Source organism: Rossellomorea vietnamensis NBRC 101237 (genome assembly GCF_001591825.1).
Classification (GTDB): Bacteria; Bacillota; Bacilli; order Bacillales; family Bacillaceae_B; genus Rossellomorea; species Rossellomorea vietnamensis.
In genome coordinates, this window is record NZ_BCVQ01000051.1 from 1 (window position 1) to 26,147 (window position 26,147).

The window sequence follows — 26,147 nt, forward strand, 5'->3', positions numbered from 1 at the left end:
GCTTCATTAACAGCAACAACGTTTGAACATACAGCTAATAGAAATGACAATTTTAGAATCTACTCAAATTAGTTTACAATAGGGTTAATGGAGTTACATAGAAAGGTGGACGAACAAAGGTATGAAACAGATGAATGATACTTTTTTACGAGCGGCAAGGGGAGAGGAAACGGATTATACTCCGGTTTGGTATATGAGACAAGCGGGTCGTTCACAGCCTGAATACAGGAAGATCAAGGAGAAATATTCTCTTTTTGAAATCACGCACCAGCCTGAACTCTGTGCATATGTAACAAGGCTGCCTGTGGAACAATATGACGTCGATGCAGCAATCCTTTACAAGGATATCATGTCCCCACTTCCTTCGATTGGAGTGGATGTCGAGATCAAATCAGGCATCGGTCCTGTGATCGATAATCCCATCCGTACGACTGCGGATGTTGAAAAGCTTGGGGAAATCAATCCTGAACAGGATGTTCCTTACGTATTGGACACAATCAAATTACTGACACAGGAACAATTATCGGTTCCATTAATCGGCTTTGCCGGTGCTCCGTTTACAATGGCAAGCTATATGATTGAAGGCGGTCCTTCTAAAAACTATAATAAAACAAAAGCGTTCATGTATGCAGAACCGCAAGCCTGGTTTGCTTTAATGGATAAATTGGCAGCGATGACAATCACCTACGGAAAAGCCCAAATCAAAGCAGGGGCGTCTGCCTTCCAAATATTCGATTCCTGGGTAGGTGCATTGAATGTACAGGATTATCGCACATTCATCAAGCCGGTCATGGAAAGAATCTTTAATGAACTGAAGGAAGAGAATGTACCATTGATCATGTTTGGTGTCGGAGCAAGCCACCTTGCAAATGAATGGCATGATCTCCCTATCGATGTAGTCGGACTTGATTGGAGATTGCCGATCAAGGAAGCAAGGGAAAGGGGCATCTCCAAAACGGTGATGGGTAACCTGGATCCTGCGATCCTGCTGGCACCATGGGACGTAATTGAAGAAAAAGCCAAAGAGATCCTGGATCAAGGGAAGGACCTGAGTCACATCTTCAACCTCGGACATGGGGTATTCCCTCAAGTCAATCCAGACACATTAAAGCGATTAGCAGCCTTTGTGCATGAATACAGTGCCAGGTAGAGAACATTCATACATCTCTATAAATGGATTCTATGAAAGAAACATGGCACAATAATGTAATGTATGAAACTGACAATGAGGTGAAATGGGATGTCAAAGAAGAAAATGGGTCTATTGGTGATGGCCTATGGTACACCATATAAAGAAGAAGATCTGGAACGCTACTATACACATATCCGCCATGGAAGAGTCCCTTCCAGTGAACTTTTGGATGACTTGCGGGGACGTTACGAGGCAATCGGGGGGATTTCCCCACTGGCTAAGATCACCCTTGATCAAGCGAAAAGCCTGGAAGAACGTTTAAATGCGGTTCAAGACAATATTGAATTTAAAATGTATCTTGGATTAAAGCATATTGAACCGTTCGTAGAAGATGCAGTCGAACAAATGCACAATGACGGCATTGAAGAAGCGGTTTCCATCGTACTTGCCCCTCATTTCTCAACGTTCAGCGTCAAATCGTACAATGGACGTGCGAAAGAAACAGCGGAAAAGCTTGGCGGTCCAACGATTACATCGATCGAAAGCTGGTATGAGGAACCTAAATTCATACAGTACTGGGTAGACCGGGTGAAGGAGACCTTTGCAAACATGAGTGATGAAGAGCGTAATAAAGCGGTGCTCATTGTTTCTGCTCACAGCCTTCCCGAACGCATTCTGCAGTCCGGAGATCCTTATCCGAAGCAATTGGAGGAAACGGCGAAGATGATCGCAGATGGAGCCGGAGTCACTGAATATGCGGTAGGATGGCAAAGTGAAGGGAACACTCCTGACCCATGGATCGGTCCTGACGTCCAGGATCTGACAAGGGATCTTCACAAGGAAAAGGGCTACACTACTTTTGTTTATACGCCGGTAGGGTTTGTAGCTGATCACCTTGAAGTTCTTTATGATAATGATTATGAATGTAAAGTCGTAACAGATGATATCGGAGCTTCTTACTATCGTCCGGAAATGCCGAACGCCAAACCGGAATTCATTGAGGCCATGGGAGATGTCGTGTTAAAACACCTTAAAAAATAGTTTCCCGTTTTTGGCTGTACACCGAAGGACTGAAGCGAGTGGGATCACTCTCAAGCGCTTTAGTCCTTCTCTATTATTGGATATGAAGATATTTTGTTAAAGAAGGCGATGAACGTGTTGGAACAACAAAACAAAAAGATTGTAGTCGTAGGTGGAGGGATCACTGGTTTAACCACAGCCTACTATCTGCAACAGAAAATCAAGGAAGAACATCTCCCCATCGAAGTAAAACTGGTAGAAGCCACCCACCGATTGGGCGGGAAGGTTCAAACCCTCAAAAAAGACGGCTATATCATCGAGAAGGGTCCGGATTCTTGTTTATCCAGCAAAACGGAAATCTCCCGTTTAGCGGAAAAACTGGGTATGGAGGACAAGCTCGTCCGAAATAAGAAAGGCACGTCCTACTGTATAGCCGGTGGTGAACTCTATCCGATTCCCGGGGGATCCATCGTGGGGATTCCAACCCAAATCGCCCCTTTCATCACAACAAGTTTATTTTCACTATCAGGAAAAATGAGGGCTGCAGCGGATTTTATCCTTCCGCGTTCCCAGGAAAAAGAAGATCAGTCATTGGGGAAATTCTTCAGGAGAAGAATGGGGGATGAAGTGGTTGACCATTTGATCGAACCGCTCTTAACGGGCATATTCGCCGGGGATATCGATCAATTAAGCTTAATGTCTACATTTCCGCAACTCTATGAATTGGAACAGAAACATCGCAGTTTAATAGCCGGCATCAAGAAGAGCGGACAAGCGGGGGAATCGAACGAAGAAGGAAACTTCCTCACTTTTACAGGGGGTCTTCAATCCTTGATCGATGCCATGGAAGCAAGCTTGGAACCAAATACCGCTTACAAAAGCATGAAGGTAACCAGCATAGAAAAAGAGACCAGCGGTGATTATACAGTCACGTTCACGAACGGGGATCAAATGGAGGCAGACAGCGTCATCGTCACGACTCCCCATCACGTATTGCAATCCATGTTCCCCTCCTATCCATTCTTACATTTCTTAAAGGAGATGCCAGCTACTTCAGTGGCGACGGTTGCAATGGGGTTCTCACAAGAGGCCATAAAAAAAGATATCGCCGGGACCGAGTTCCTGGTCTCCAGAAATAGCGATTACTCCCTGACTGCGGGAACGTGGACACATAAAAAATGGCCGCACACGGCTCCGGAAGGAAAGGCATTATTGCGTTGCTACCTGGGCAAGTCCGGTGACGAAACCATCGTAGATTTATCCGATGACCACATCGAGCAGATCGTCCTCGATGATTTGAGTAAGATCATGGAAATTGATGGTCCCCCTGATTTCACGATTGTCTCACGCTATAAAAATTCCATGCCTCAATACACGGTGGGGCACAGGGAACGGATTCAACGTATGTATGAGCAAGCAGAGGCTACTTTGCCGGGGATATTCATTGCTGGGAGTTCATATGATGGATTGAGTATTCCCGACTGCATCGGGCAGGGGGAAAGGACCGTAGCAAAAGTGTTGGACTACTTGAACTAATTATTTGCGGAAGACTGCCGGGAAACTGGTGGTCTTTTTTTGACGGCATGTTGAATATTCTCTATGCCTCACTTTCCAGATGAAAGAAAGCACCCTCGGGTTGAAGGTGCATCCTACTTCTCTACCTGATATCTGGAATGCTGAAGCACCCAATTCTGTGGAAAGGCAGAACCAAGCACCCAGTAGCTCAGCCCCCTTAATCGATAGTCGTTCACCACCATTTGCTTTGCCAGCATGCTTCTTGCATCCTCAAACCAGACCTCGTGCTGCTGCCCGTTCTCATCCCAATACTTGAAGAATGGAGACTGATACTGATCATTATATTGAATGCGGACCCCGTATTTGCTTGCAAGGTCTATGGCACCCTGAGGAGAGACGGATTTCGCAAAGGTCCCATCCACCCATGGTATTTTCCAGTCACGACCATATAAGGGAGCCCCCATGAGGATTTTATTGCGGGGTATGACCGTTACGGCGTAGTCCAGTACTTTCTTTACTTCATCAATGGGTGCGATCGCCCATGGTTTTCCCCCTGCCCATCCCCACTCATAAGTCATAAGGACAACAAAGTCGACAATTTCTCCGTGGGCCTTATAGTCATGGGCCTCGTATAATAGACCTTTTTGATCTGCCTTGATTTTCGGTGCGAGTGCCGTTGAGACAGAATAGCCTTTTGGTCTTAATGCTGAGACCGTCTTCCTTAAAAAGGAATTATAATTTTCCCGGTCTTCAGGGTAAACGTATTCGAAATCAATGTTCAAGCCTTTATAACCCTTTGCCTCCATTTTCTCCTGAATGGAAGAGATTAACGTATTTTGCAGTGAATCGCTCCTTAAAATCGTGGCGACAAGATCGGAGTTGAATTTGCCGTCTACATAATTAGTCAGGACCAATAGGGGATCGACTTGTTGATTATCCGCAGCTGATATCAGACCGGTATCATTCAATTCTGTAATCGTGCCTTCTTTTGTAATGGAATGGGTGAAAGGAGCAAGGTAAGTGAAGTAGCTTCCCAGCCCATTCACTTCGGCCACTCCTTGACTATCCGTCCTCGTGATGTATGCATTCACCTCAATCACCGGTTTCGTATTCGGGATCCGAATTTGTTGATTGGGGTAGATAAGGGAAGGATTCGAGATGGCATTCGCATTCAAAATCTCTTGCATGGGCACTTTATAATTATAGGAGATGGTATAAAGGGTATCGCCTGTTCGAACCCTGTGAATGAAGGCGGGCATGACAATCAACTGACCGATAAATAGTGTGGAGGGGTCAGAAATTTGATTGAATGTCTGTAGTTCATTGAGATCCATTTGATACTGTTGACTGATCTTATACAACGTATCACCTGGCTGAACGATATATTCTTTTAAAGGTTCAGGGATGAGAAGACTTTGTCCGATAACGAGTATATTGGGATTCTTTAATTGATTTCCATAAGCGATCTGGTTCACCTCAACCCCGTACTTTGATGCGATCGACCAGAGTGAATCACCGCTTTTCACTACGTAAATATTCATATGACACCTCCTGAACGGTCTTATACCTATAGCCTATTCAACAGGGCTTATTCGATATGAAAGAACGAGGATAAAGAAATTGAAAAATATCACTTGTGTAATGATCGAAGATGTGATAAATTTATCAATGTTAACAAAATGACTAAATTACAAATATAGTCAAACGGTCAAATGGAAGGAGTGAGTTCATGGCGATTGATCGAAGGAAACAGATCCTCGAGGCGGCTACCAATTCTTTTTCCTTGTTTGGGTATAAAGCCACGACGATGGATCAAGTAGCTAAAATAGCGAATGTGGGAAAAGGAACGATTTATACGTTCTTTAAGAATAAGGAAGAATTATTCGACGAGATTGTTTCATCGTTAATTAATGAAATGACCTTTGAAGCAGAAGAAGTGATTGATCCGGAAGCTACATTTTCTGAAAATGTCCACCGCGCGTTGTTTCGTCTTCTCGAATTTCGCAAAGAGCATAAGCTGACGATCAAGTTATATCAGGAAGCCCGTGAAATGGGAACGCCTGCTGTATCCGAGGTCATTGACCGCATGGAAAAAGTGGTCATCGAATTTTTGAGTCGCCGAATAGAAAAGGCCATTTCCTCAGGAGCTATTAAGCCCTGCAACCCGGAAATGACAGCATTCGTCCTATTGAAGCTATACGTTTCATTGATCTTCGATTGGGAACGTGCACATGGTCCACTTGATAAAGATGAAATAGCCAATCTGTTTGAGCTATATATCATTAAAGGGTTATCAAATTGATAGTCCTTCATTTTTAGGGAAAAATGACCAATCGAATGAAATAGTCATTTATTTTTTTCTTTTAAATGACCGTTTGGGTTTATTGGTCAATAGTTCAAATCATTTGAATAACAATAGGAGGATAATATGAAGAAATCATTTATTGGTTCAGAATTCAAAGCGATTTTTCGCAACAAGAAGCTGCTCATTCCAATACTAGCCGTTCTCTTTATTCCTGTACTGTACAGCGGCATGTTCCTTTGGGCATTCTGGGATCCATACGAGCAGCTTTCAGATCTTCCTGTAGCTGTTGTGAACAGTGACCAGGGAGCAGAGTTTGACGGCAAGGAGTTGCATATCGGATCAGAGCTTGTTGATAAGCTGAAGGAAAGCGATCAGTTCGATTTTCATTTCGTGGATAAAAAAGAAGGGTACAAGAATCTGGAGAAACAAGACTACTATATGCTTGTAGAAATTCCAGAGAATTTCTCTGAAAATGGTACAACATTGTTAGAAGATAATCCTCAAAAGCTTTCGCTGAAATATGTACCGAATGAGAGCTTTAACTTCCTATCTGCTCAAATCGGTGATACGGCCATGAAAGAGATCAAAGCGAGTCTTTCTAAATCCGTTTCAGAAACGTATGCCGAAACCATGTTTGATAAGATTCAGGAAATGGGAGATGGTTTCAAGACCGCCAGCGATAAAGCAGGCGAAATCAACAATGGGGCCATTGATCTCTCTCAAGGTGCCAAGAAGCTAAAAGACAATTTAGCGGTCCTTGCTGAAAAGAACGTCGAGATGACAGACGGTGTGGCCAAAACCCGTGCAGGTGCCGAGAAACTGGCTAAAGGCTCTCAGGAACTATCTGACGGTGTCGGTGTCATGACGGATAAATCACAGCAACTATATAAAGGGACACAGGATGTTCAAACCGGGTTGAATTCCCTTGCTGCCGGAATCGACAAAAGCAAGGCAGGTTTGGAACAGGTGGACGCCGGGCTTGATAGTGCTGTGGACAATACGGCTAAATTGCAGGCAGGTTCACAGACCCTTGCAGAAAAAATCGGTGCCTTGAAAGGCGGAGCCGATAGCGCTCAAGCAGGTGCTCAAGCGATTGGTGCCGGAGCTTCAAAGCTTGAAGAGGAATTGGCTCCATTCATGGGAAGCCTGCCGGAAGAAAAGCAGGCTGAACTTCAGGCAGCGATCGATCAAATCAAGCAAGGTGCATCCGGACTTCAAACAGGTACCGGGGCTTTAAGTAATGGTGCCGTTGAACTTCAAAAAGGAGCGAACTCGCTTGCGGGTGGAATCGGTACATTAAACGAAGGTCAAAAGAAACTACAGGGCGGCGTCGATCAGCTCGTAGCCGGTTCAACACAGCTTGACGAAGGTTCCAATCAACTTGTGGCAGGTCAAAACAAAGTAGTGGAAAACTACGGTTTATTAAATCAGAAACTTGGAGACGTATACCAGGGGACGGTAGGTCTTGCTTCAGGAGCGAATGAACTAAGCTCTGGCCTTAACCGGGTATATGATGGATCCAATCAGCTAGCAGACGGATCCAGGAAACTCGCCGATGGTTCAACTGAGCTCGCAAACGGTTCAACGAAACTATCTGATGGAACAACGGAATACGAATCGAAATTAAAAGATGCAGCAAAAGAAGCCAACAGTGTCAAAGCGGACGATGATACGTATGACATGATGGCAGGTCCAGTCGATGTGAAAAATGAGAAAATCAATCATGTGCCAAACTACGGAACAGGATTTGCTCCTTATTTCTTATCTCTTGGATTATTTGTAGGGGCATTATTAATCTCGATTGTGTATCCACTCCGCGAACCATCCGATCGTCCATCAAGCGGAATGAGCTGGTTCATGGGTAAATTCACAGTGCTTACGACAGTGGGGATCATCCAATCTCTGATCGCAGCAGCGATTTTACTCTTTGGATTGGGGCTAGAAGTGGAAAGTGTACCATTATTCTTACTTTCTACTATTATTACAAGTCTTACGTTCCTGGCATTGATTCAAATGCTGGTTACAATCCTTGGTGATCCTGGACGATTCGTCGCCATCATCATCTTGATTCTGCAATTAACAACGAGTGCCGGTACATTCCCACTCGAATTGATACCGACGGCACTGCAGCCAATCAGTGCACTGTTACCGATGACGTACTCGGTGTCAGCGTTCAAAGCGGTCATTTCAAGCGGGGATTTCGCCTTCATGTGGCAGAATCTATACATCCTGCTGGGGTACTTCATTGTGTTCGTTGCATTGACGGCCGTGTTCTTTGTAGGGCTATTCAAGAAACAATATACAAAATCAGTAGAAGCTTAAGGAAAAAAACGGTAGATGTCACACACATCTACCGTTTTTTCTTCATTAAATGGACAAACCCTGTGTAAACATAAACGTGTATACTAATGGATGAGTGGTACATAATGGTGATACATTAAAAAATGCTTAAAGGAGGATTTATTATGAAAAAAATAAGTTTATTTATGCTCGTGGGTTTTCTCGCGTTATTATTCGCTGCATGCGGTAATTCAAATGAAGATAACGGAGCAAAAGACGACGAGAAATTAGAACCAATCGAGGCAAAATTAGACGTACCTGAAAAGGGGGAGAAGGGTCAAACTGTTTCCTTTTCCACAAAAGTCACCCAAGGTGATGAGAACGTCGACGATGCCGATGAAGTGAAATATGAGATTTGGAAAAATGGTCAGAAAGATGAAAGCGAAATGATCGAAGTGAAGCACGACAAGGACGGGGTATACAAGGCAGAAAAGACGTTTGAAGAAGATGGCATGTATACCGTACAGGTTCATGTGACCGCCCGCGACATGCATACGATGCCAAAGACAGAGATTGCGATTGGTGATGTAGAAGAAGGAGAGCATGAGGAAGCGGGAGAGGATCACCATCATGGCGAGCATGAAAGTACCGTATCTATTCATCTTATGAAGCCTGACAGTATTAAAGCCGGGGAAGAATCAGAAATGATGGTCCATGTTGAAAATGAAGAAACTGCACTGGAAGATGCCAGGGTTCGTTTTGAAATTTATCAGGACGGTCAGGAGAAACATGAGTGGGTGGACCTGGCACCGGGTGAAGCCGGCAAGTATAGCGGTTCCTACACATTCCCTGAAAAAGGTTCTTATAATGTACAGGTTCACGTAACCAAAGGAGAAGAAATTCACGAACACACCATGGAAACAGTAGACGTACAATAATCATAAAAAGGATGCTCTTCATTTTGAAGAGCATCCTTTTTAGTACCCCTTGATTTTCATGCGCTTAGTATTCGTAGTCAGTCGTACATTTTTCGCAATAAATGCCGTAGCATTCATGTTGCTCCTCAATTGTATCTCCACATTGTGCACAAGACTTAGGCGGCAAATTTCGAAAGAACTCAACAATATTTTTTACCATGTTCATCACCCTCCGTAAATTTGTATTCACCCATCAATTGTTCGTGTTATATAACTGATGTGTTAATTTATTTTATTGTATTATAACAGTATGAGTTTCGTCAACAATAAATTCTAAAATGGGCGGAAAAAATGAAAAAATAGGCACAATGAAGTATAGTAGGGGGACAGACTAAAGTGAAAGGCGTTGTTCAGACATGAAGTTAACCGTTATTGGTCAATGGGGCGGATATCCGAAAGCAGGAGAAGCGAGCACCGGGTATTTACTTGAAGCTCATGGCTTCAAACTGCTTATTGACTGTGGAAGTGGTGTATTATCCCAACTTCAGCACCACATAGAAGCAACAGAGTTGGATGCGGTCCTTCTGTCCCACTATCATCCTGATCATGTGGCAGATATAGGTGTACTACAACACGCATTATTGATTCAATACTTCCTGGGGAAAAACAAAGGTACACTGCCTGTATATGCCCATAGGGAAGATCAGCAAGGATTCAGTTCCCTTACATACAAAGATTTGATGACAGCCCATGAGTATACTGAGGACTCTTCTTTATCCGTTGGTCCCTTCACGGTAACGTTTGTGAAATCCAAGCATCCCGTTCCATGTTACGGAATGAGAATTGAGGCAGATGGGAAATCCCTCTTTTATACAGCAGATTCAGCCTTCAGGGAAGAATTCATTTCATTCGGGCAGGATGCTGATGTGCTTCTGTGTGAATGTAATTTCTATGGTGATATGGATGCCTCGAATGCTGGTCATATGACTAGTCTGGATGCCGGAAAACTTGCTCAGAAAACCGGTGCACGCAACCTCATTCTCACCCATTTGCCTCATTTCGGTGACTTGGAGCAGTTGATGACAGAAGCGAAAACAATTTATAGCGGTAATGTATCATTAGCAAAAAAAGATATGGTAGTAGAAATTTAGGAGGAAAAACGATGTTATTTATTGATAATAAAGGAATCACAGATCCGCGGATCAATCTTGCTATAGAAGAATATGCACTGAAGAACTTAGATATTAATGAGAGTTATTTATTATTCTACATCAATGAACCTTCCATCATCATCGGGAAGAATCAAAATACAATTGAAGAGATCAATACAGATTACGTAGAAAAACAGGGACTTCACGTCGTACGCCGCCTTTCCGGTGGGGGAGCCGTGTATCATGACCTTGGGAACCTGAACTTCAGCTTTATCACGAAAGATGATGGGGAGAGCTTTCACAATTTCAAAAAGTTCACTGAGCCTGTTGTAACGGCTCTCCACAAACTCGGGGTGAAAGCAGAGCTGAGCGGTCGTAACGATATCATCGCAGAAGGCAGAAAGATCTCAGGCAATGCCCAGTTCTCCACTAAGGGTCGGATGTTCAGCCACGGAACGCTGCTGTTCGATTCCGAAATGGAAAACGTCGTGTCCGCTCTCCGGGTGAAAAAAGACAAGATCGAATCAAAAGGAATCAAATCAATCCGGAGCCGTGTGGCCAATATTTCAGAATTCCTGGCTGAACAAATGACGATAGAAGAGTTCCGCTCAACCCTCCTTGATTTTATCTTCGACGGAAGCGACGTTGAAGAATATGTCCTGACGGAAGAAGACTGGGAGAATATCCATGAGCTTTCAAAAGAACGCTATCAGAACTGGGATTGGAACTATGGGAAGTCACCAAAATTCAATCTCCAGCATTCCCACCGCTTCCCGGTCGGTTCCATCGATGTCCGACTCGAAGTGAATAAAGGGAAGATCGATAACTGTAAAATCTTCGGTGATTTCTTTGGGGTTGGAAATGTAGAGGACATTGAAGAAAAGCTTTCTGGTACTCGCTACGAGCGAAAGGACATTGCCGGGGCATTGGAAGGTGTTGATATCCAACACTATTTCGGTAATATCACGAAGGATGAATTCGTTGATTTGGTGTATTGATATAAATGGAAGAACCGTCCAAATTGGGCGGTTTTTTTGCATCAATATACTTGTATTAATACTATTCTTTATATAGAATATATTTTGAATACTTTTAATAGTTTGATGAATGACCATTCATTCAGTTTGTTGAAAAGGGGAGGGATACAATTGAATATTGCTACACGGTTAGACCAAATCGCTCAAGAGAAAGCAGATAAAACAGCTTATCATTTCTTAAATACTTCAAGTACATACGGGGAATTGAATGGTGCTGTATCGAAATTTGCAAGCGGCTTAGAGCAATTGGGTCTGAAAAAAGGAGATCATATCGCGCTTGTATTGGGGAATTCACCGCATTTTGTCATCGGATTATATGGTGCACTTCGTCTTGGATTAAAGGTCATCCCGATCAATCCGATCTATACTCCTGATGAGATTGGATATATTCTGAAAAATGGTGATGTGAAAGCCATTCTCACACTTGATCTACTCGTGCCATTAATCGAGAAGATGCAGCATCTGTTATCGGATGTCGAGCACTTCATCCTGTGTGAATCTGGAGATGAACGGGCAAAGGATATTGACTTAGAAAACATTTCTCTTGCTTACCCTAAAATGAAATCGTTTACAAGTGTTTTGGGGAAAGGGGACCCCGGATTCAAAAGTGAGACGGTGGATGAGAATGAGGTGGCCATCATTCTGTACACTTCCGGAACAACAGGGAAACCAAAAGGTGCCATGCTTACTCATAAGAATATTTATTCCAATGCCACAGACGTCGGCAGCTATTTACGAATGAATGAAGATGATACCGTCATTACCGCTCTGCCAATGTTCCATGTATTCTGTTTAACAGTGGTCCTGAATGCACCACTTTTGAGAGGGGCTACCCTGTTAATCGTCCCGCGCTTCAGTCCAAAGGCCATTTTTGAATTATCTAAGGCGTTTCAACCAACCGTATTCGCCGGAGTACCGACCATGTACAACTTCCTGTTTCAGTATCCAGATGGAAACCCGGAGGATCTATCATCGCTTCGTCTCTGTATTTCAGGAGGCGCTTCCCTGCCGGTGGCTCTCTTGAAAAACTTTGAAAAGAAATTCAATGTCATGATTTCTGAAGGATATGGATTATCCGAAGCGTCACCGGTGACCTGCTTCAACCCGCTGGATCGACCAAGAAAACCGGGATCGATCGGAACATCAATCATGAACCTTGAGAATAAAGTCGTCGATGAAATGGGAGAAGAAGTCCCTGTAGGACAGGTGGGTGAACTGATTGTCAAAGGCCCGAATGTCATGAAGGGATATTACAAGATGGAAGAAGAAACCGCCGCAACGATCCGTGACGGATGGTTATATACCGGGGACCTTGCCCGCATGGATGAAGATGGCTACTTCTACATTGTGGACCGTAAAAAAGAACTGATTATCGTAGGGGGGTACAATGTTTACCCTCGTGAGGTGGAAGAAGTGCTATACAATCATCCCGGAATCGTGGAAGCAGCGGTCATCGGTGTCCCGCATCCCGAATTGGGTGAAGCCGTCAACTGCTATGTTGTAAAAAGCGATCCATCCCTGACAGAACAGGGTGTGCTGGAATATTGTAAAGAGCATCTTGCGAAATACAAGCTCCCGGCTTCCATCGAGTTCCTGGATGAACTGCCGAAGAACACAACGGGAAAAATTTTAAGAAGAGCGTTAAAAGAGCACGTCCTACAGTCCTAAAGAAAGAAGATGTTCAGTGGATCACTGAGCATCTTTTTTCTTTATTTCATAGCTTTACTGGCCTGTAATAACTTGGATTCACCTTTTTCCCACGTCTCAACCTGCTCAATTGCCTGCTCTGGAGTGAATCCCTGCCCGACCAATACACCGGATAAGATAAATTCCTGAAAGAGGTGGGTCAGATTGATGCCTTCTTCCACTTCAGATAAGGCACGGGTTACGAGTGGTTGAATATACTCAACCCACTGATCCGGAAGACTTTTCGTTTCACGGTGGTATGGATTGAAGCTTTGACTGGCCTGTTGATACTGGAAGTAAGGGTTTTGATTATACGGATGATGCATAATATCGTACAACTCCTTTATGGGTTGATGTCACGATAGTTTATGCATTTGCCCGGGAAGTGTTCAGTCCTTTTAAAAAATGAAAGGGTTTTCTCGATTCGTGTCGAATCATACATAAGGAGGAAACACTTAAACAAAGGGGAGAACAAACATGGAATCCATTTTACTGGAACAAAAGGGCAACGTTGCAACGGTCACCATCAACAGGCCGGATGCCATGAACGCCTTTAATTACGATACACTGAACGAACTGCAGCAGGTAGTCGAAGCACTCCGCATCAATCCGGACGTCCGGGTCGTCATTTTTACCGGAAGCGGGGAGAAAGCTTTCTCAGTCGGTGCTGATCTTAAGGAACGAAAGACCTTGACTGAACAACAGGTCATCCGTAATGTTTACAAGATCGGGGAGGTCTTCCAGTCTGTCGCCACCCTTCCGCAGCCGACCATCGCCGCCATGAATGGCTACGCATTCGGCGGAGGGATGGAACTTGCCCTTGCCTGCGATTTCCGGATAGCTGTAGCTGGTACGACAATGGGGCTTACCGAAACCAGCCTCGCCATCATACCGGGAGCAGGAGGGACTCAGCGTCTGCCGCGACTGGTCGGTGAATCCAAAGCCCTCGAACTGATCCTGACGGCTAAACGTTTAACTTCAAAAGAAGCATTGGAAATCGGGCTTGTTACAAAAGTAGTAGAAAAAGAGAATTTCATGGGGGAAGTCCATGCATTCGTGGAACCGATGCTGTCGAATGGGCCGGTCGCCCTGCAGCAGGCAAAGTTTGCCGTCAAGAATGGGATGAACGTGGACTTGCAGACAGGTTTGCAGATTGAGAGAAAAGCATATGAAATCACAATACCCACTGAAGATCGCGTAGAAGCTTTACTGGCATTCAGTCAGAAGCGGAAGCCTGAGTTTAAGGGGAAGTGAATCGAACATTTTGACTGATTAAGCTTTTGCGTGAGTAGGAGATCTGCTGTGGAGCCAGCTTGGCTCTCGTGGCGGATCTTTTTTATGGTGCGGGATTGGTCGGGATCCACTTTCAAAAATAGAAGGCATGAACACATGTCTGCAGAAAATGAATTTCTGAGAATGAAAGGAAGTGCAACATGATACAAAAATCACTTGAACTAACAGCGAAAAAGACGTTGCAGTGGAAGAGACAAACCATACCTTCCCTCAATGAAGATGAGATCCTCATTAAAACCATTGCAGGAGCCATCAGCATCGGGGCAGAACTTCCTCAATACAATGAAATGGATCCCACTGACCTTCCGCCGACTTACCCGAAAGAAACAGGATATGAAAGTTTTGGAGAAGTGATAGCCACAGGGGAGGCAGTCAAAAGCTTTAAAATAGGAGACCGGGCGGTTGCATTTTACGGGCACAAGGATTATGGAATCGTAAAAGAGAGTAAGGCCATCTTCGTTCCGGAAGATATTCCACCTCAAGAGGCATTGCTCGTGATATTATCATGTGATGCAGCGAAAGGTGTGCTTAAATTGAATCCAAATGAGAACGATCGGGTGTTGGTTACTAGTGCCGGAACGATGGGTCTATTGACCATTTACTATTTAAAGGAATATATGAAAGTCAGTCACATTGATATGGTAGAACCTCATAGCGTCAGAGGCGGATTAGCAAGGGGATTGGGGGCGGAAACCGTCTACAAAGATCAAAGTGAGTGCCCAAGTGATCTTTACGATTATGCACTAGAGTGCTCGGGGTTTAACGATGCATTTAAGATACTGCAAAAGTCGCTTAGGTATGAAGGAGAAATGTGCATATTATCCGACGGGAATAAGGAATCATTTATTCTGCAACCTGACTTTTTCCGCAAAGAGCTTAAGGTGGTAGGATCAAGTGACGGATGGGATTATGAGGAACATTCTAGATGGTATTTTGAGCAGATCAAAGATAAGGATTCCGGCTTACGACAGCTATTTGAAAAAACGATCACATTTGAAGAACTGCCACAGTGTTTTGAAGAGCTGGGTACAGGAAAGATTTCTCCCATAAAGGTTTTGGTCAACTATGTCTAACAACATTACTATCAAGAAAGAGGTTCCCATGGAGCCTCTTTCTTTACGCGGGTCTATCTTAAAACCAAAATTCATGTAAAATAAACAATCATACCAAACTGCACAGGAGTGACGCCCGTGAAAAAGAAGAAGCTTAAACTAAGTACCATCATCATTCTTTTCGTATGTGTCGTTGTCCTCATTTCCCTTGTCATAACCGATCTGCTGATTACAAGGACGATCAATGATAATATTGAAGCGAATATTGAAGAAAAAGCTAAGATTGTTTCAAGGACGGTGGCCCACTCGACGATTGTGAAGAGCGGCCTTCAGAATCAAGAAAAGGAAGACAGCATACAAGAATATGCTTTGGATATCCAAGAATCAGCAGAGGTCCTGTTTGTTGTGGTGATGGACATGGAGGGCATACGGAAATCACATCCTGATCCTGATCGGATTGGCAGGCACTTTGTCGGTGGGGACGAGAAAGATGTGTTGGAAGGTAAAGAAAGCCTGTCCATTTCTGAGGGCACGCTTGGTAAGTCTGTGAGGGCTTTTTCTCCCGTTTACAATGAGAAACACGAACAGATCGGGGCAGTGTCTGTCGGGATTTCCCTAAAAAGTGTAGAGGAAGCGCTGAACCAAAGCCACTACAATATCTTATTGGGTTCGGCTCTTGGAATCATTGTGGGGATTATTGGCGCAATCTTCATTGCCCGGTACATAAAGAGAATCTTATTTGGGCTTGAACCCTTTGCGATCGCGAAGATCTTAGAGGAGAGGAATACGATGCTCCAGTCGGTCCATGAAGGTGTGGTGGCTGTGAATAAGGATACCACCATTTCCCTTGTGAATAAATCAGCCCTGAAAATTTTCAATAAAGCTGGACTGAGTTCTAATCCGATAGGTATGCCCATTAAGGAATACATGCCGCACACCCGTCTGGAACGGGTGATGGAGACGGGGAAACCCGAGCTTGACGAAGAGCAGACAATCAACGGGGTATCAATACTCGTGAACCGGGTTCCATTAATCGTCAATGATGAGGTAGTCGGAGCGATCTCTACCTTCCGTGATAAGACGGAAGTAAATCAGTTGGCGGAACAACTAACTGGTGTAAAATCATATGCGGAAGCTCTACGGGCTCAGTCACACGAATTCATGAATAAGATGCATGTCATTCTGGGACTCGTAAAGATGAAGGATTACAGCCACTTAGGCCGGTATGTGAAAGAACTTGTTTCCTTCCGTGTCGACGAAGTGAGCAGGGTGACCTCGAAAGTGAAAGACCCTGCCCTGGCCGGTTTTATCATGGGGAAACTGAGCTATGCGAGGGAAAAGAACGTTAGGTTAACCATCGAATGTCACGACTTTCTTCCGGAACCAAGGGACCATGCCGTTACCCATGAGCTGATCACCATCATTGGAAACCTATTGGATAACAGTATTGATGCAACGATCGGCTGTGAGGAAAAGGAAGTGTTGATGGAGTTATTTTATGAGGATGGTGGGCTTGAAATCGTAGTGACGGATACAGGAATAGGGATGCCGGATGACATGGTTGAGGATATTTTCATCAAGGGGTATTCTTCTAAGGGAGAAGGCCGGGGCTACGGTCTTTTCCTGGTGAGAGAGAGTATCGGTAAGCTGAATGGAACCCTGCATGTTGAATCGAAGGAAGGTTCGGGAACGACCATAATCGTTCAGGCTTCATATAAGGAGGCGATGAAAGGTGATTAATGTATTGATCGTGGAAGATGATCCAATGGTGGCCCGGTTTAATCAAAGGTATTTGGAAGAGATTGATGGATTTCATTTAATCGGCATTTCGAATTCCATTGAAGATGCCATGGAGAAGATAAATGAGTTGAAGGTCGATTTGATATTATTGGATGTTTATTTGCCCGGGAAGCAAACGGGAATGGACTTATTGGAGCAAATTCGCATGGAACAGCGGAAAATGGATGTCATCCTCATCACAGCGGCATCAGAAGTCGAGAATATTCAAAGTGCCCTCAGGATGGGCGTGGTCGACTATTTAATCAAGCCCTTTGAATTCGAACGGTTTAAAAAAGCGTTGACGTCTTACCGGGAGAGTGATCACATTCTTCAAAAGCATTCTACCATCGAACAAGGCGAACTGGATTTGCTTTTATTACGGGATGTCCAGGAAACCCGGGAGAAGATGTCCCTTCCTAAAGGGTTGGCGAGAAGTACATTGGCGTCTATTTATCAAGAGCTTGTCAGTTTCGAAGAAGAGTCATTTTCAACAGATGATATAGCGGAGGTGACGTCCATTTCACGGGTGTCGATCAGAAAGTACCTGAGGTTTTTGAAAGAAATCGGGGTTGTGGATGAAACTTTGGTCTATGGAATCGGAAGGCCGGTATATCAGTATTCGTTGAAAAAAATGAATATCCCGAGAATTGAAAGTTATTTATAAGCAGCTTATGGCTGCTTATTTTAATTTCAAAAAACAAACAATAGTTTCATAATCTATGAAATCATAAAGCGTTTTCATAAAATGAGTATCATGTAAGCGGTTGCTAAAGTGCGATTACAGGGGTGTAAGGAAGAGAGTGCTGGAAAGAGTGGTCCAGCATTCAGCTCGTACTTATAAATCGACAAAGGGGATGAACAAAATGGGACAACCTGCATCAACACTTTCATATGAAAATGGGAAAACAAAAGAGGATGTGGCGGATACGAAAGATCGTTCTCTCAAGATCTTTAATATGCCGATCCTTTGGTTCCTGGTCTTCGCGGGGATTACACTGGTTAGCATGTACACGGGGAATCTGCCGGGAGGGATGATCGGAAGCCTTCTCGTCATGATGGTCCTTGGTGAATTATTTGGATGGGCAGGAGACCGTACCCCCATCGTAAAAACGTTCCTTGGAGGCGGTGCCATCATCGCGATTTTCGGTGCGGCTTATATGGTCTATGCCGGATTGCTTCCTGAAACCACGGTCACATCCATGACTGACTTTATGAAGTCAGGTGGATTCTTGAATTTTTATATTGCGGCGTTAATTACCGGAAGTATATTGGGGATGAATTCAAAAGTGTTGGTGAAGGTGGGCCTTCGCTACTTTCTCCCAATCTTCGGGGCAGTGGCCGGAGCGATCATTGTAGCTGGTATATTCGGATCTCTTGTGGGCTTTACCCTTAAAGAAGCGATCCTTGTCATTACCATGCCCATCATGGGTGGTGGAATGGGAGCCGGCGCAGTGCCGATGAGTCAGATCTATTCAGAAATGATGGGGAATGATCCGAGCTATTATATTTCGATGCTTGTACCGGCACTTGCGTTGGGAAATGTATTTGCCATCATTCTCGCATCGGTTCTTGATATAATCGGAAAAAAGGTCCCTTCCCTGAGTGGAAACGGCCAGCTCATGAAAGGCTTTACCTATGAGAAAACAAAGCAGAAGTATCATATTGAGAAGATGGGAGTTGGCTTACTTGCTGCCCTGACATTCTTTACGGTTGGTACCCTGCTGGGATCCATTCTTCCTCTTCATCCTTATGCCATCATGATCATTCTGGTGGCAGTGGCGAAGATCTCAAATATCATTCCTCAAAATGTTGTAGAGGGAGCGAGTCAGTGGTATCAATTTGTAGCGGCTAACTGGACCTTCGCTTTACTATTCGGAATCGGTGTTGCGTACACGGATTTGAATACGGTCCTTGAAGCTTTGACTCTTCAATATATCCTGACCGTACTCGGAGTGGTCCTGGGGGCGATCATCGGTGCAGCGATCCTTGGGAAACTGGTTGGTTTTTATCCAATCGAAGCAGCCATCACCGCGGGACTGTGCATGGCGAATATGGGAGGAACAGGGGATGTTGCCGTGTTGTCAGCATCCAAACGAATGGAGCTTATGCCATTCGCACAGATTTCTTCACGACTGGGTGGCGCATTGATCCTGCTGTTAGCCGGATTAATCATCCCACTCCTGTAAATATGGTACACTTAGGCTTGGCTCTAGTAGTCAGGCCTATCTTTCATTTCAATAGATTGTGGTGACATAAATGGATGTAATATTGATTGTACTGCCTGCCTTACTGGTCTTTGCCGTTGGATATATGGGCCAAAAGAAGCTTGGCTTTGAAATCAATTCGATTTCGAAGATGGCCATCTACTTAATGTATCCTTTCCTGGCGTTCAAGACCTTTTACGAAAATGAACTGAATATGGACTATCTTTATATTTTTCTCTTTTGCCTCGCACTTTGTGTCATATTGATTCTTTCCGTTAAAATAGTGGCTGCGGTCAGGAATTACTCAAAACCGAAAGAATCGGCTATGATCCTTTCCGGCGTTTTCATGAATTCGGGTAATTACGGTGTACCCATCATTCTGTTCGGGTTTGGCGAACTCGGTTTTCGCTATGCCGTCATCATGATGGTGATTCAATCTTTCCTTATGAATACGATCGGATTATACTACGCTATTAGCGGGAGTGACAAAGCAAGGGGACCAAAGGAAATCTGGATAAAGATCGTCAAAATGCCGATTTTGTATGGTGCGTTTATCGGGCTTGCCTTCCAGGTATTGCACCTTCACGTTCCACTATTTCTACATCAAACGATCGATTTGATCTCACAAGCCACGATCCCTACGATCATGGTGGTCCTCGGGATGCAGCTCGCCACTCTTGGCGGGAAGAAAGTGGAGAGAAGCGCATTATCCTTCATCGTGATTATGAGAATGGTCGCTTCACCCATTCTGGCATTGGCGATCGTCTCCCTGCTGCCGATTTCATCGACCCTTGGTTCAATCCTTATTATATTGGCAAGCATGCCGACTGCTGCCAATACGACGATGTTTTCATTGCAATTCAATACGGAACCTGATCTCGTATCAGCAAGTACGCTGGTCACGACGCTTTTGAGTATCGTGACGATTCCGGTTATGTTGGCACTGGTTTCATAATGTAAAACCACTTGAGTGTTTTCACTCAGGTGGTTTTTTTATGGAAGCTCATCTTTTGACAGATTCTGAAGAATCCATTACTATTGTAAAATAAATTCCAACCGAATCAATAAGATTAAGGAGGATTTGTTATGGCTGAATATGTTCAACCAATCAATGAACAAAAAGGTCCGGAGAAAAAGAGTACCGAATTGAACTCACCACAGACGTCATTAGTGGCTGGTGGGATCATCGTATCAGCGGTTCTTGGTCTTTACCTGCTCTTTACACAGGAAATCGCCCAAACCGTGCTTCTCGTTCTCGGACTTCTGTTAGGATATACATTATTTCACGCACGATTCGGCTTCACTTCTGCCTTCCGCAGGGTGATGTCTGTCGGAAACGGCCAGGCGATGCGTGCCCATATGGTGATGCTCGCCGTTGCAGTTACTCTGTTTGCACCGATTCTTGCTACAGGATACACCTTTTTTGGAGGGGAAGCGACAGGCTATGTGTCACCAGTCGGTGTCAGCCTGATTGTTGGTTCCTTTCTGTTCGGAATCGGGATGCAGCTGGGGGGAGGATGTGCTTCCGGAACCCTTTATGCGATTGGCGGAGGGCGTTCCGTCATGTTCATCACGCTTTTATTCTTTATTGTAGGTGCAACAGTCGGAGCGGCTCATCTTCCATTTTGGACAGAGGAGCTTCCTTCCTTTAAGCCGATCTCGCTGGCCACGTCTACAGGACTGGGTTATTTCGGTGCTTGGGTCGTTTCCATGGTATTCTTCGCATTCGTTGCATGGGTCACCCTTCGGATCGAAAAGAAGAAGAATCCCCCGCGCATGGCAGTTCTTCCGTCTGCTAAAGGGTGGAAGCGCATCTTCCGTGGATCCTGGCCACTTATCGCAGCTGCCATCGTTCTTGCGGTATTGAATGCCCTAACGCTCATGACGAGGGGAAATCCATGGGGAATTACTTCTGCCTTTGCGTTATGGGGATCAAAGGTTGCCGGAATGTTCGGTGTAGATGTTGCCAGCTGGGGCTATTGGTCGGGAGCCAATGCAGAGGCCCTTCAAGCATCAATCTTTGCTGATTCTACTACCGTATTGAATTTCGGTGTCATTCTTGGAGCGTTCCTGGCCTCTGCAGCCGGAGGATTGTTCCGTTTCAATAAGATCACTGGTAAAAATGCCATGGCATCGGTCATTGGCGGACTGTTGATGGGATACGGTGCCCGCTTGGCATTTGGATGTAACATCGGCGCGTACTTCGGGGGGATTGCTTCCTTCAGCCTTCACGGTTACATCTGGGGAGTTCTGGCCCTTGCCGGCACTTTCCTTGCACTCTATCTTCGTCCTCTGTTCGGCTTGTCCGTTCCAAAACCGAAGGATACGTTCTGTTAATGGAAAGCGTGGGAATTTCTTGTTCCCACGCTTTATTTTTTATTACAGATATCTTAATTCCTTTCTCAGGTAAGCACCGCGATCTTTAATGAACTGAAGGATGAAGGAAGGTTCCCGGTCATACACATCAATATCTTTCTGAAAATGGGGGTCCATCAGGATATAGGGCCTCAGGGAAGAGTGTAAGCTCATCACTTTGTCTTCAAGGTGTGGCACATTGAACGTTGTTTCAAGAATTTCCTCCAATATATCCTTATATCGTTTTCGGAAGCCCGATCGTTTCATTAGCTGTGTGGTCAGTTTGTTTTTCGTTTTCCCCGTAATCGGCACATAATCCCATTCCATGACGTCCCCGTTTACCCGTCTTCCAAATGTAGCGTCGTAATCCCACGGTATGATGGAAAATTGTTGATCCCTCCTGTTCAGATACAAAGCGTAGTTATGTGTGAATCCATCATTATTCATTGTACAGACAGCTCCGGCAAGCCACCTCAAGTAGTTTTCAATGTGTAAGAGCCGGGGGATTTCATGTTGGAAGGTTGAAGGAGAATTGATTCTCTTGATGAAGTGGATGAGAGTATGATCATCTTCCATATGTCCGAGTTTTCGCTGGTATCCTGATGTCAGGCCGCGTTTTCCCTTTTGAGAGAAGTCAGCTTTGTCGCTGACCGCATAATAGATCGTCCCCGGGGAAAGGTTTCTCTTTTTCAGGTAGATCTCATCCACTGATTCCAGCTGAAGGTATAAACCAAGGGGTTCCCCCTCCAGGGTAATGAATACATGCTGACTCTCCGGTGTGTGGATGCCCAGTTCCCTCATGAAATCGAGGGAGAGTTTATTCCGGAAATGGGAGGGGTCAAGGGACTCTGCGTTCAGGTGCATTTCTGGTGATTCATACGCCCCGGGTTCTTTGGCAAATTCTATATAATACGACTTTTTTTCCAGTTCCCGTGTATAGGATCCCCTGTACCGGATATGGATGTCGTGTACGGCCCCTTCTACTTTCAATTGAGCCGGAACAGGCGTGTTGCTCCATACATCACGCTCCAGCTCCTGTAAATCAGCCTGATCCAATTGGAGGTCAAATGAGGGTAGGGAAGAAGGCATGTTCATTATTCTCCTCTCAACTTAAAGATGTAATAGTATATTGGTAGGTTCTAAAGTTTGACACGACGTGAGAAAAAAAGCAGTCATGAAATGGAGGTTCCATTTCATGACTGCTTTACTCTTCCCCGTAATAGATGACCATTTGGCAGACAGCTTCCTGATTCGACTCATTGGAGTATTGATGACCGGAGTCAGCGGCAAATCGAATTGAACTTCCTGCCGTCAACTCATACTTTTCCTCTGCAATCTTCAGGGTGACCTCTCCTGATAGAACCGTGATGTATTCTTCTACACCCTTTGTATGTCCTTCATTCCGATAGGTACACCCCGGTTTCATTTCCACCCGATAGCTTTCCCATTTCTTTAAGGGATCGAAAGGGAAGATGGGATACACAATGTAGTTGCCGTCATCCTCAAGCACAGGCTGGACGTCTTCATAATGAATGATGGACACCTGGCTGCTCGGCTTCTCAATGAGGGAAGAAAAGGATACCTTCAAGCCATTGGCAATCTTCCATAGAATGGCGACGGTAGGGTTCGAATCCCCCCGTTCGATTTGACCGATCATTGCCTTGCTGACCCCTGTCCGCTCAGCCATTTGTTCAAGGCTGAATCCCCGTTCTCTCCGGATCTTTCTGATATTCTCACCAATTTGTATCGGGAAATTTTCCATGATAAAACTCCTCTTGTTTATTATAACGTCTATATGTATAATATAATAAATTATCAAAAAATTAAAATAGTGAATAACACTTATTATAAAGGATGTGAAGGGATGGAAGCACTTCTTTCTACGAAAAAAGTGAGTGACTTTCGCTATGGCCTGCAGGCGGGCATCAGCATTGCCATTGGATATATGCCTGTGGCCCTGACGTTTGGCCTGTTGGCACGTACAACCGGGCTTACAGTGACGGAGACGATCTTGATGAGCATGCTCGTGTTCGCAGGAGCTGCTCAATACATATCCTTGAGTCTGATTGCGGTGGGTACCGGAATGATTGAAATCATTCTCACAACGTTCATTGTAAACATCCGTCACTTTCTGATGTCTGCTTCGTTAAGCGAGAAGCTTGAAGAAGACCGTTTGTTTAAAAAGCTTTTTTATGCGTTTGGCATCACGGATGAAACCTTCACGGTCATCAGTGTCAAAGAGGGGAAAGTGCGGACGGGGTTTGCCGTTGGGGTTATGCTCATTTCATACGGCAGTTGGGTCGTGAATTCCGGTGTGGGATATTTTATCGGAGAAATCCTCCCCGGTTTCCTCCAGGCCAGTATGACCATTGCTTTGTATGCCATGTTTGTCGGACTTCTCGTCCCTTCTATGAAAAAGAGCGTCAAGGTCACATTTTTAGCCGTTGTCGCAGGGGCTCTGAATACCACCCTCCTATTTACGACAAACCTTTCAAACGGCTGGTCGATTGTGGCCGCCACGATTGCATCTGCCGTAATCGTTGAGGCAGTCATCATGCTGAAAGAAAGGGGGAAAACCATATGAATCCTGCCATTGTGTGGATGATCATTGGAATGGCCGTAGTGACCTACATACCCAGAATGCTCCCTTTCCTCGTATTTAAGGGAAAGGAACTTCCACCTTTTTTTCAAGGAGTGCTGAAAAATGTCCCTTTTGCTGTCTTGGGAGCGTTGATTTTCCCAAGTATTCTTCTGATACAGGAAGGGAACCTCCTGTTTGGGGCAGTGGGGACGGTGGCTGCCTTTGCCATTGCTTTTTTGGGTGCCAACGTGATCCTTGTGGTGATCGGGGCGATCTCCGTTTTGTCTTTGTATTCGGTCTTTTTAATGTAGAGGGCTACGATTTAAATCGTGGCTTTTTTTTATGGAACCTGGACGTACTATATAAATTTGAAAAATGACAGATAAAAATTTGTCCTGGCAGATATAATGAAGATATGGCGGATATGTGGAATCACCAGAATGTCAGATAAACGATTTTCCCTTCCCGGACGGGACCATTTCATTCACCGTCCGTGTTTAGGTTCTAAAACTTTGGACAGGGTATTACATATAGTAGTGAAGACGAAGGGAGGAAGTATGTTGGCTAGAAAATGGGCGCTCAGGTCAATACTGGCTTACTTGCTATTAGGCTTATTTTTATATGTGTACTTATTTTTCCTGGCGGATTCCACTTTACCTGAAACGTATAAGGGAAGCAGTGCGGACCCGGCCACTTTTATGAATAATAAAGAAATTCTGTTGAGTGAGGACTTTTCCAAAATCAAGAATCTATTATTTTTCTTATCCACTCCGTATGAATGGTTATTCTATTTCCTTATCCTGATTTTCGGAGTATCCCGTGTGTTTGAAAAATGGGCGAGGGGGAGCGTGAAGAATGGGTTCCTTCAAACGGCCATTTTCTTATTCTGGTTATCGATCTCTTCATTTGTGGCTATTTTCCCTTTGCAGTATATTTCATATAAGATTTCAAAAAGCTACCACATTTCCACTCAGACGTTTTCCATGTGGATGAAGGACGAAATCACGGATTTCTGGGTGAATTATCTTCTTATGTTCATCATCGTCTCAGTCCTGTATGCCTTGATGAAACGCTTTAAACAGCGCTGGTGGCTTGCGGCCTGGGCTTTGTCTGTGCCATTCACGATTTTCATGATGTTTGTTCAGCCTGTACTGATAGATCCCCTCTACAATGATTTCTATCCATTGAAGGATAAAGCATTGGAAGAGCAGATCCTCTCACTTGCAGACAGGGCCGATATCCCTGCTGATCACGTATTTGAAGTCGATATGTCAGAGAAGACCAATTCCCTTAACGCATATGTCACCGGGGTAGGGTCCAATTCAAGGATCGTCTTATGGGATACGACCCTTGAAAAGCTGACAGACAAGGAAATCCTCTTCGTCATGGCCCACGAAATGGCCCATTACGTGGAAAAGCATATCTATATCGGAATCGGGATCTATCTCGTTCTGTCCTTCTTCGGACTATTCCTGACGGCTAAGCTGATGAGGGGCATCGTGGCCAATCACAGTGATGATTTGAAAGTTTCGAAAGTCTCGAATTTGAGTTCACTTCCATTGTTTTTAATGATCACATCCATGCTGTTGTTTACGATCAGTCCACTCAGCAATTGGATTTCCAGGTACCAGGAAACGAGGGCGGACCGCTACGCCATCGAAATGACCGGTGATAAGGAGTCAGCCATCTCGTCCTTCCAGAAGTTATCGAAGGTGGGATTATCCCAAGTGAATCCGCCTCTGTTGGTGAAGATCTTCCGTTACGGACATCCTACAATGCTTGAACGCCTGTCGATGCTTGAGGAATATGAAGCGGAGAAGAAAAAAGAGTAAAGAGAAAA

At 44.6% G+C, this 26,147-nt stretch carries 24 protein-coding genes; 19 read left to right on the forward strand and 5 right to left on the reverse strand.

What is annotated here, in order from left to right; genetic code table 11:
* Positions 1–121 precede the first annotated feature (121 nt).
* The 3 genes from hemE (at position 122) to hemY (ending at position 3,688) form a co-directional block, all read left to right on the forward strand.
* Positions 122–1,150 carry a uroporphyrinogen decarboxylase gene (hemE, locus tag BVI01S_RS18535; RefSeq protein WP_061811188.1) on the forward strand — a complete coding sequence of 343 codons (1,029 nt, stop codon included), beginning with the start codon at positions 122–124 and terminating at the stop codon, positions 1,148–1,150.
* 90 nt (positions 1,151–1,240) lie between these two features.
* Complete coding sequence (gene hemH / locus BVI01S_RS18540) at positions 1,241–2,173, forward strand: ferrochelatase (RefSeq protein ID WP_061811189.1); 933 nt, start codon at positions 1,241–1,243, stop codon at positions 2,171–2,173.
* A gap of 117 nt (positions 2,174–2,290) precedes the next feature.
* Positions 2,291–3,688, forward strand: a complete 1,398-nt coding sequence (gene hemY, locus BVI01S_RS18545) for a protoporphyrinogen oxidase (protein WP_061811202.1) — start codon at positions 2,291–2,293, stop codon at positions 3,686–3,688.
* A 113-nt stretch (positions 3,689–3,801) separates the two neighbouring features.
* On the opposite strand, the gene BVI01S_RS18550 is transcribed toward hemY, so the two are convergent.
* Positions 3,802–5,208, reverse strand: a complete 1,407-nt coding sequence (locus tag BVI01S_RS18550) for a LysM peptidoglycan-binding domain-containing protein (protein WP_061811190.1) — start codon at positions 5,206–5,208, stop codon at positions 3,802–3,804.
* Between the two features lie 188 nt (positions 5,209–5,396).
* Between BVI01S_RS18550 and BVI01S_RS18555 the strand changes: the two genes are divergently transcribed.
* The 3 genes from BVI01S_RS18555 (at position 5,397) to BVI01S_RS18565 (ending at position 9,190) form a co-directional block, all read left to right on the forward strand.
* Entirely contained in the window at positions 5,397–5,969 is a 573-nt protein-coding gene (locus BVI01S_RS18555; protein ID WP_034763328.1) for a TetR/AcrR family transcriptional regulator, read from the forward strand.
* Between the two features lie 126 nt (positions 5,970–6,095).
* Positions 6,096–8,294, forward strand: coding sequence for a YhgE/Pip domain-containing protein (locus BVI01S_RS18560; protein ID WP_061811191.1), 2,199 nt, complete (start codon positions 6,096–6,098; stop codon positions 8,292–8,294).
* A 143-nt stretch (positions 8,295–8,437) separates the two neighbouring features.
* Positions 8,438–9,190, forward strand: coding sequence for a FixH family protein (locus tag BVI01S_RS18565; RefSeq protein WP_051758454.1), 753 nt, complete (start codon positions 8,438–8,440; stop codon positions 9,188–9,190).
* A 64-nt stretch (positions 9,191–9,254) separates the two neighbouring features.
* On the opposite strand, the gene yhfH is transcribed toward BVI01S_RS18565, so the two are convergent.
* On the reverse strand, positions 9,255–9,389 hold the full coding sequence (yhfH, locus tag BVI01S_RS22285; protein WP_079533738.1) for a protein YhfH: 135 nt from the start codon (positions 9,387–9,389) through the stop codon (positions 9,255–9,257).
* 196 nt (positions 9,390–9,585) lie between these two features.
* Between yhfH and BVI01S_RS18570 the strand changes: the two genes are divergently transcribed.
* From BVI01S_RS18570 to BVI01S_RS18580, 3 genes are all read left to right on the forward strand, one after another.
* Entirely contained in the window at positions 9,586–10,320 is a 735-nt protein-coding gene (locus BVI01S_RS18570; protein ID WP_034763331.1) for an MBL fold metallo-hydrolase, read from the forward strand.
* Positions 10,321–10,331: 11 nt separating this feature from the next.
* On the forward strand, positions 10,332–11,318 hold the full coding sequence (gene lplA, locus BVI01S_RS18575) for a lipoate--protein ligase (RefSeq protein ID WP_034763332.1): 987 nt from the start codon (positions 10,332–10,334) through the stop codon (positions 11,316–11,318).
* A 150-nt stretch (positions 11,319–11,468) separates the two neighbouring features.
* Positions 11,469–13,025 carry a fatty acid--CoA ligase family protein gene (locus BVI01S_RS18580; RefSeq protein ID WP_061811192.1) on the forward strand — a complete coding sequence of 519 codons (1,557 nt, stop codon included), beginning with the start codon at positions 11,469–11,471 and terminating at the stop codon, positions 13,023–13,025.
* A 41-nt stretch (positions 13,026–13,066) separates the two neighbouring features.
* Here the strand turns inward: BVI01S_RS18580 and BVI01S_RS18585 are convergent, their stop codons facing one another.
* The gene (locus tag BVI01S_RS18585; RefSeq protein WP_051758455.1) at positions 13,067–13,369 is read right to left on the reverse strand and encodes a hypothetical protein; all 303 of its coding nucleotides are present in this window, start codon (positions 13,367–13,369) and stop codon (positions 13,067–13,069) included.
* A gap of 151 nt (positions 13,370–13,520) precedes the next feature.
* Between BVI01S_RS18585 and BVI01S_RS18590 the strand changes: the two genes are divergently transcribed.
* The 7 genes from BVI01S_RS18590 to BVI01S_RS18620 all read left to right on the forward strand — a co-directional run bounded on the left by BVI01S_RS18590 (position 13,521) and on the right by BVI01S_RS18620 (position 21,708).
* Positions 13,521–14,297, forward strand: coding sequence for an enoyl-CoA hydratase-related protein (locus BVI01S_RS18590; protein ID WP_034763336.1), 777 nt, complete (start codon positions 13,521–13,523; stop codon positions 14,295–14,297).
* Between the two features lie 179 nt (positions 14,298–14,476).
* Positions 14,477–15,409 carry an alcohol dehydrogenase gene (locus BVI01S_RS18595; RefSeq protein WP_061811193.1) on the forward strand — a complete coding sequence of 311 codons (933 nt, stop codon included), beginning with the start codon at positions 14,477–14,479 and terminating at the stop codon, positions 15,407–15,409.
* A gap of 117 nt (positions 15,410–15,526) precedes the next feature.
* Complete coding sequence (gene dcuS / locus BVI01S_RS18600; protein WP_061811194.1) at positions 15,527–17,128, forward strand: DcuS/MalK family sensor histidine kinase; 1,602 nt, start codon at positions 15,527–15,529, stop codon at positions 17,126–17,128.
* The gene (locus BVI01S_RS18605; RefSeq protein ID WP_061811195.1) at positions 17,121–17,831 is read left to right on the forward strand and encodes a response regulator; all 711 of its coding nucleotides are present in this window, start codon (positions 17,121–17,123) and stop codon (positions 17,829–17,831) included. The genes dcuS and BVI01S_RS18605 overlap by 8 nt, the downstream gene beginning before the upstream one ends.
* 199 nt (positions 17,832–18,030) lie before the next feature.
* Positions 18,031–19,353 (forward strand): 2-hydroxycarboxylate transporter family protein, encoded by a 1,323-nt coding sequence (locus tag BVI01S_RS18610; RefSeq protein WP_061811196.1) that lies wholly within the window; start codon positions 18,031–18,033, stop codon positions 19,351–19,353.
* Positions 19,354–19,423: 70 nt separating this feature from the next.
* Positions 19,424–20,326 (forward strand): AEC family transporter, encoded by a 903-nt coding sequence (locus BVI01S_RS18615; protein ID WP_061811197.1) that lies wholly within the window; start codon positions 19,424–19,426, stop codon positions 20,324–20,326.
* 131 nt (positions 20,327–20,457) lie between these two features.
* A complete protein-coding gene (locus BVI01S_RS18620) occupies positions 20,458–21,708 on the forward strand; it encodes a YeeE/YedE family protein (RefSeq protein WP_061811198.1) in 1,251 nt (416 codons plus the stop codon).
* A 42-nt stretch (positions 21,709–21,750) separates the two neighbouring features.
* Here BVI01S_RS18620 and BVI01S_RS18625 read toward each other — a convergent pair whose 3' ends face one another.
* Together BVI01S_RS18625 and BVI01S_RS18630 are read right to left on the reverse strand one after the other, a co-directional pair.
* Entirely contained in the window at positions 21,751–22,815 is a 1,065-nt protein-coding gene (locus BVI01S_RS18625; protein WP_061811199.1) for a CotH kinase family protein, read from the reverse strand.
* 115 nt (positions 22,816–22,930) lie between these two features.
* Complete coding sequence (locus BVI01S_RS18630; protein ID WP_034763348.1) at positions 22,931–23,488, reverse strand: helix-turn-helix domain-containing protein; 558 nt, start codon at positions 23,486–23,488, stop codon at positions 22,931–22,933.
* A gap of 102 nt (positions 23,489–23,590) precedes the next feature.
* Between BVI01S_RS18630 and BVI01S_RS18635 the strand changes: the two genes are divergently transcribed.
* The 3 genes from BVI01S_RS18635 to BVI01S_RS18645 all read left to right on the forward strand — a co-directional run bounded on the left by BVI01S_RS18635 (position 23,591) and on the right by BVI01S_RS18645 (position 26,139).
* Complete coding sequence (locus BVI01S_RS18635; RefSeq protein WP_061811200.1) at positions 23,591–24,310, forward strand: AzlC family ABC transporter permease; 720 nt, start codon at positions 23,591–23,593, stop codon at positions 24,308–24,310.
* Positions 24,307–24,618, forward strand: a complete 312-nt coding sequence (locus BVI01S_RS18640) for an AzlD domain-containing protein (protein ID WP_061811201.1) — start codon at positions 24,307–24,309, stop codon at positions 24,616–24,618. Before BVI01S_RS18635 ends, BVI01S_RS18640 begins: the two co-directional genes overlap by 4 nt.
* Positions 24,619–24,867: 249 nt before the next feature.
* Positions 24,868–26,139 (forward strand): M48 family metallopeptidase, encoded by a 1,272-nt coding sequence (locus BVI01S_RS18645; protein WP_034763352.1) that lies wholly within the window; start codon positions 24,868–24,870, stop codon positions 26,137–26,139.
* Positions 26,140–26,147: the final 8 nt, after the last annotated feature.

Excerpts from the sequence above, each read along its gene's own strand:
- BVI01S_RS18585 (WP_051758455.1), bottom strand. The coding sequence starts at position 13,369 with ATGCATCATCCGTATAATCAAAACCCTTACTTCCAGTATCAACAGGCC.
- BVI01S_RS18635 (WP_061811200.1), top strand. The coding sequence starts at position 23,591 with ATGGAAGCACTTCTTTCTACGAAAAAAGTGAGTGACTTTCGCTATGGC.
- BVI01S_RS18550 (WP_061811190.1), bottom strand. The coding sequence starts at position 5,208 with ATGAATATTTACGTAGTGAAAAGCGGTGATTCACTCTGGTCGATCGCA.
- BVI01S_RS18640 (WP_061811201.1), top strand. The coding sequence starts at position 24,307 with ATGAATCCTGCCATTGTGTGGATGATCATTGGAATGGCCGTAGTGACC.
- BVI01S_RS18590 (WP_034763336.1), top strand. The coding sequence starts at position 13,521 with ATGGAATCCATTTTACTGGAACAAAAGGGCAACGTTGCAACGGTCACC.
- yhfH (WP_079533738.1), bottom strand. The coding sequence starts at position 9,389 with ATGGTAAAAAATATTGTTGAGTTCTTTCGAAATTTGCCGCCTAAGTCT.
- BVI01S_RS18565 (WP_051758454.1), top strand. The coding sequence starts at position 8,438 with ATGAAAAAAATAAGTTTATTTATGCTCGTGGGTTTTCTCGCGTTATTA.
- BVI01S_RS18610 (WP_061811196.1), top strand. The coding sequence starts at position 18,031 with ATGGGACAACCTGCATCAACACTTTCATATGAAAATGGGAAAACAAAA.
- BVI01S_RS18620 (WP_061811198.1), top strand. The coding sequence starts at position 20,458 with ATGGCTGAATATGTTCAACCAATCAATGAACAAAAAGGTCCGGAGAAA.
- BVI01S_RS18560 (WP_061811191.1), top strand. The coding sequence starts at position 6,096 with ATGAAGAAATCATTTATTGGTTCAGAATTCAAAGCGATTTTTCGCAAC.
- BVI01S_RS18595 (WP_061811193.1), top strand. The coding sequence starts at position 14,477 with ATGATACAAAAATCACTTGAACTAACAGCGAAAAAGACGTTGCAGTGG.
- BVI01S_RS18615 (WP_061811197.1), top strand. The coding sequence starts at position 19,424 with ATGGATGTAATATTGATTGTACTGCCTGCCTTACTGGTCTTTGCCGTT.
- lplA (WP_034763332.1), top strand. The coding sequence starts at position 10,332 with ATGTTATTTATTGATAATAAAGGAATCACAGATCCGCGGATCAATCTT.
- BVI01S_RS18555 (WP_034763328.1), top strand. The coding sequence starts at position 5,397 with ATGGCGATTGATCGAAGGAAACAGATCCTCGAGGCGGCTACCAATTCT.
- hemE (WP_061811188.1), top strand. The coding sequence starts at position 122 with ATGAAACAGATGAATGATACTTTTTTACGAGCGGCAAGGGGAGAGGAA.
- BVI01S_RS18570 (WP_034763331.1), top strand. The coding sequence starts at position 9,586 with ATGAAGTTAACCGTTATTGGTCAATGGGGCGGATATCCGAAAGCAGGA.
- hemH (WP_061811189.1), top strand. The coding sequence starts at position 1,241 with ATGTCAAAGAAGAAAATGGGTCTATTGGTGATGGCCTATGGTACACCA.
- BVI01S_RS18625 (WP_061811199.1), bottom strand. The coding sequence starts at position 22,815 with ATGCCTTCTTCCCTACCCTCATTTGACCTCCAATTGGATCAGGCTGAT.
- BVI01S_RS18630 (WP_034763348.1), bottom strand. The coding sequence starts at position 23,488 with ATGGAAAATTTCCCGATACAAATTGGTGAGAATATCAGAAAGATCCGG.